The organism is Fundidesulfovibrio sp. (genome assembly GCF_058402725.1).
In genome coordinates this window covers 1-2,574 of the sequence record NZ_JBZVFJ010000275.1, presented here as the reverse complement: position 1 = coordinate 2,574, position 2,574 = coordinate 1, and the positions used below count along the sequence as shown (strand labels likewise).

Genomic DNA, 2,574 nt, shown 5'->3' with positions numbered 1-2,574 from the left:
GCTTCTTCCCCACCATCGCCGCCACCAGCAAGAAGAGCAGACTCATTCTGGACCTCAAGGCGCGGCTCGAAGCCGGGAGGGCGGGGTAGGGCATGGACGCCATTCTCAAAATCGACAGCGTGAGCAAGCGCTTCGGGGGCCTCATGGCCCTCTCGGACGTGAGCTTCCAGGTGACCAAAGGCCAGATCCTCGGCCTGATCGGACCCAACGGCGCGGGCAAGACCACCATGTTCAACTGCATCGCGGGCATCTACAAGCCCACCGAGGGAGCCATCCTCTTCGAGAGGGACGGCCGCCACGTGGAAGTGGGCGGCTCGCGCCCCGAGCAGATGACCCAGATGGGCGTGGCCCGCACCTTCCAGAACATCCGGCTCTTCGCCTCGCTCTCGGTGCTGGACAACGTGCGCATCGGCCGCCACTGCCGCGCCGCCCAGGGGTTCTGGGGCGCGGTGCTGCGCACCGGGGCGCAGAAGGCCGAGGAAAAGCGCCTGGTGGACCAGAGCATGGAATACCTCGACTTCGTGGGATTGGGCTCAAAAGCGCTGGACCTCTCCAGCGCCCTCTCCTACGGCGACCAGCGCCGCCTGGAGATCGCCCGCGCCCTGGCCAGCGAGCCCCGGCTCCTGCTCCTGGACGAACCCGCCGCAGGCATGAACCCCCAGGAGACGGCCTCCCTGGTGGACCTGATCCACGCCATCCTGGGCAAGGGAGTGGACGTGGTGCTCATCGAGCACGACATGAAGCTGGTGATGAGCATCTGCCAGCACCTTGTGGTGCTCGACCACGGCGTGAAGATCGCCGAGGGCGGCCCGCGCGAGATCAGGGAGAACCCGGAGGTCATCGAGGCCTACCTGGGCAGGGGGGCGGCCCATGCTTAAGCTTACGGACATCCACACCTATTACGGCTCCATCCACGCCCTCAAGGGCGTGAGCCTGGAAGTTAAGCAGGGCGAGATCGTCACGCTCATCGGGGCCAACGGCGCGGGCAAAACCACCACGCTCATGTCCATCTCGGGAGTCATCCAGCCCAAGCAGGGCGCCATCGAGTTCATGGGCCGGGACGTGACGCGCCTCTCCACCGAGAAGACCGTGGCCCTGGGCATCACCCAGGTGCCCGAGGGCCGCATGATCTTCCCCCGGCTCACGGTGCTGGAAAACCTGATGATGGGGGCCTACCTGCGCTCCGACAAGGACGGCGTAAAGGCCGACCTGGAAAAGGTCTACGAGCTGTTTCCCAAGCTTTCCGAGCGCATGCGCCAGCACGGCGGAACGCTCTCGGGCGGCGAACAGCAGATGCTTGCTATCGGGCGCGCCCTCATGGCAAGACCCAAGGTGCTGCTCCTGGACGAGCCGAGCCTGGGGCTTGCGCCCATCGTGGTGGAGAACATCTTCGAGATCATCGTGCGCATCAACCGGGAGGGCACCACGGTCATGCTCGTGGAGCAGAACGCCCAGATGGCCCTGCACATCGCCCACCGGGGATACGTGCTGGAAACCGGCGTGGTCACCCTTGAGGGACCGGCCAAGGACCTGCTTGAAAACCCCAAGGTGCGCCAGGCGTACCTCGGCCTCGACTAACCCGCCTGCGGAGGGCGTATGGACAAGATCACCGGCCTGGGCCTCACGTTCGACGACGTACTTCTCATTCCCTGCTATTCCGAGGTCCTGCCCGACAAGGTGGACGTCTCCACCTGGCTGACCCCCGAAATACGCCTGAACATCCCGCTGCTCTCGGCGGCCATGGACACCGTCACCGAGTCGCGCATGGCCATCTCCATGGCCCGCAACGGCGGCGCGGGCGTCATTCACAAGAACATGAGCGTGGCCCAGCAGAAGCTGGAGGTCGAGAAGGTCAAGAAGAGCGAGTCCGGGATGATCATCGACCCCGTGACCGTCCACCCGGACATGACCGTTGCCGCCGCGCTCAAGGTGATGGCCGAATTCTCCATCTCGGGCCTGCCCGTGGTGGAAAACGACGGCCTGGTGGGCATCGTCACAAACCGCGACGTGCGCTTCGTGGAGGACGACGTCACCAAGGTGCGCGACGTGATGACCAGCCGCAACCTGGTCACCGTCGCCGTGGGCACTCCCCTGGAAGTGGCCAAGGAGCACCTGCACGAGCACCGCATCGAGAAGCTCCTGGTGGTGGACGAACACAAGAAGCTCAAGGGCCTCATCACCATCAAGGACATCGACAAGATCCAGAAATACCCCAACGCCTGCAAAGACCCCCTGGGACGCCTGCGCGCCGGGGCCGCCGTGGGCGTGGGGCCCGGCCGCGACGAGCGGGTGGCCGCGCTCCTGGACGCCGGGTGCGACTTCCTCGTGCTCGATTCGGCCCACGGGCACACGAAGAACATCCTCTCGGCCGTGGAGGCCATCAAGTCCCAGTGGCCCAAGTGCCAGCTTGTGGCGGGCAACGTGGGCACCTACGAGGGCGCGCTTGCGCTCATCAAGGCCGGGGCCGACGCCGTGAAGGTGGGCATCGGTCCGGGCTCCATCTGCACCACGCGCATCGTGGCCGGCGTGGGCGTGCCCCAGATCACCGCCATCATGGAGGCCGTGCGCGCCTGC

Annotated in this window: 3 protein-coding genes; all 3 read left to right on the top strand. The window is 65.9% G+C overall.

Annotated features, from left to right (window positions below; all coding sequences use genetic code 11):
* Positions 1-92: 92 nt before the first annotated feature.
* Entirely contained in the window at positions 93-878 is a 786-nt protein-coding gene (locus ACV4UX_RS18610) for an ABC transporter ATP-binding protein (RefSeq protein ID WP_491594774.1), read from the top strand.
* Entirely contained in the window at positions 871-1,578 is a 708-nt protein-coding gene (locus ACV4UX_RS18605; RefSeq protein ID WP_491594773.1) for an ABC transporter ATP-binding protein, read from the top strand. The genes ACV4UX_RS18610 and ACV4UX_RS18605 overlap by 8 nt, the downstream gene beginning before the upstream one ends.
* 18 nt (positions 1,579-1,596) lie before the next feature.
* The coding region (guaB, locus tag ACV4UX_RS18600) for an IMP dehydrogenase (protein WP_491594772.1) at positions 1,597-2,574 on the top strand (978 nt) is incomplete at its 3' end.